The sequence below is a fragment of the Erythrobacter donghaensis genome, assembly GCF_001557325.1.
In the GTDB taxonomy this organism is placed as follows: Bacteria; Pseudomonadota; Alphaproteobacteria; order Sphingomonadales; family Sphingomonadaceae; genus Erythrobacter; species Erythrobacter donghaensis_B.
In genome coordinates this window covers 1-2,165 of record NZ_LSJS01000084.1, presented here as the reverse complement: position 1 = coordinate 2,165, position 2,165 = coordinate 1, and the positions used below count along the sequence as shown (strand labels likewise).

Here is a 2,165-nt window from a genome sequence, read left to right as displayed (position 1 = left end):
CCGCGCCGCAATGCACGGTCACGCAGTCCTATCCGATCAACCTGTGCGATCCCTATTTCGGGATCTACTGGGGCTGTAGCTCGGGCGACCTGAGGGTCGATCTTGTCAGTTGCACGTCGCCGGTCGATGGCGCCACGCCCTACACGGTGACAGGCGAGAACGTCGTCACGACCGCGCGCGATGAAAGCCAGTGTGCTGGTCTCGCCGCTGACTCCTCGTGCCAGCAGGACACCGAGACGTGCACGGACAGCGATCCGGTGACCCGCATCGTCGATGGCATCGCCGTGACGCAGCCGTGCTGGGCGTGGAGCCGCAGTTACAGCTGCGCACAGTTCACCGAGGCACAGGACTGCCAGACACTTGAGGCCACTCCGGGCTGCAAGCTGGTGCGCGAAGACTGCCTCGCGGGCGAGCCGTGCCGCACCTGGGAGCGGGTCTATGATTGCCCAGTTCCAGACCAGCCTGCGAACACCAACCAGTTCATCTGCGACGGTGATGTCTACTGCATCGATGGCTCGTGCGAGACCATCCAGCGCGAGGCCAACAACGAGTTCAAGGACGCGGCCGTCGCCTTGAACGCGATGAACCAGGCGCGCCGCGAATTCGATCCGGACAACCTCACTCTGTTCAAGGGGACCCGAGAAAGCTGCTCGTCCAAGGTCTTCGGCGTGCTCAACTGCTGCAAGGGCAAGGGCTTCCCGCTTATCCCGGGCATCCAGCTGCTCGTGGCGCTGGGCTGCAGCCGCGAGGAGATGCTGCTGCATCAGAAGGATGCGCAGGGTCTGTGCGCCTACGTCGGCACTTATTGCTCGTCCTCGTTCCTTGGCGTGTGCCTGACCAAGCGCAAGGTCTATTGCTGCTTTGAATCCAAGCTCTCGCGGATCCTGCAGGAGCAGGGCCGCCAGCAGCTGAACAAGCCCTGGGGCAAGCCGAAGACCGAGCAATGCCAGGGCTTCACCATCGACGAGTTCGCCCGGCTCGACCTCTCGAAAATGGATTTCAGCGAGGTCTACGCCGAGTTCACCGACGCCGCCCGCCTGCCTGACGAGCTGCAGGCAACCCAGGACATCCAACAGAAAATCGAGGACTACTATGCCCGCGCCCGCCAGTAAGGCCGCGTGGCGGCTGCTTGCCGCCTGCGCGATTGCCAATTCCGTTTGCCAGTTTTCTCCGGCGACCGCCCAGTCGGCCACAAGCCGGGCCGATGCGCCGCCGAGCGCGCAGCCGGCCGAGCGCCAGGATAGCTTCTATTGCGAGGAGCGGCGGCTTGGATACTGGTTCTACTGCGAACGTCCCAAGACGCCGGAGCAGAATACACCCCTGCCTGCGCCTACGGCCAGCGCGACCAGCCAACTTGATGCGATCACGGCGACTTTGCGCGAACTGAAGGCCAAGGCGATCCTCGAGCCGACGCCAGCAAATGTGACGGCCTATATCCGCTTCCAGCGCGCCCAGCTCGACCGGGCGTCGCTCTTCAGCGATGTCTGGCAGCGGGCGATCTGGCAGGATCCCGAGCTCGACTACACGCTGCAGCGCCCGGTATCGACGCTTGGCAAACGCCAGTGGCAGGATTCACGCAGCGCCGAGCGGAACGCGGCAATGGCGCAGCTCTCCGAGCGCTACGGTCTTTTCTACTTCTTCGCCCAGAGCTGCGGCGCCTGTGAGGTCATGTCGCCGATCGTGCAGAGCGTTGCCTCGACCTGGCATATCGCTGTGCGAGCGATTTCGACCGACGGCGGCCCATCGCGGCATTTCCCGAACTACACGGTCGAGACCAACCAGCGCAGCCGCATGGGCCTGGAGCCCAAGATCACGCCTGCGGTCGTGCTCTGGGACGCCCTGACCGGCCGCCCCATTCCGATCGGCTACGGCGTCATGAGCGCCGACGAGCTTCAGGACCGGATTTACCTCCTCACATCGAAGGAAGCTGGACGTGACTACTAGGATGAAAAGAGTCGTCGCTGCGATCCTTGCAGCCACCCTTCCCCTCACGCTCCCGCTCTCTGGCGCATCGGCGGACGTCGGCAGTTCGATGGACTCGTTTCTGAACGATGTCGGAGGCGCAGCCAACGTCAACGGGCCGACCGCGTTCCAGGGGCAGTCAGCCGGTTATTACAGCCTCGGCAATGTCTGGACGCGCTTTCCCCAGAAGACGACCAACATTG

The 2,165-nt window shown here is 63.7% G+C and carries 3 protein-coding genes; all 3 read left to right on the top strand.

The window, feature by feature from the left end; translation table 11 throughout:
- Positions 1-1,112: conjugal transfer protein TraN (locus tag AX692_RS04300; RefSeq protein ID WP_073977570.1), on the top strand; the 1,112-nt coding region annotated here is incomplete at its 5' end.
- Complete coding sequence (locus tag AX692_RS04295; protein WP_073977044.1) at positions 1,093-1,944, top strand: conjugal transfer protein TraF; 852 nt, start codon at positions 1,093-1,095, stop codon at positions 1,942-1,944. The genes AX692_RS04300 and AX692_RS04295, both read left to right, overlap by 20 nt.
- Position 1,945: 1 nt before the next feature.
- The coding region (locus AX692_RS04290; RefSeq protein WP_196491762.1) for a conjugal transfer protein TraH at positions 1,946-2,165 on the top strand (220 nt) is incomplete at its 3' end.

Coding starts and splice junctions, on each gene's coding strand:
- AX692_RS04295 (WP_073977044.1), top strand. CDS start 1,093: ATGCCCGCGCCCGCCAGTAAGGCCGCGTGGCGGCTGCTTGCCGCCTGC.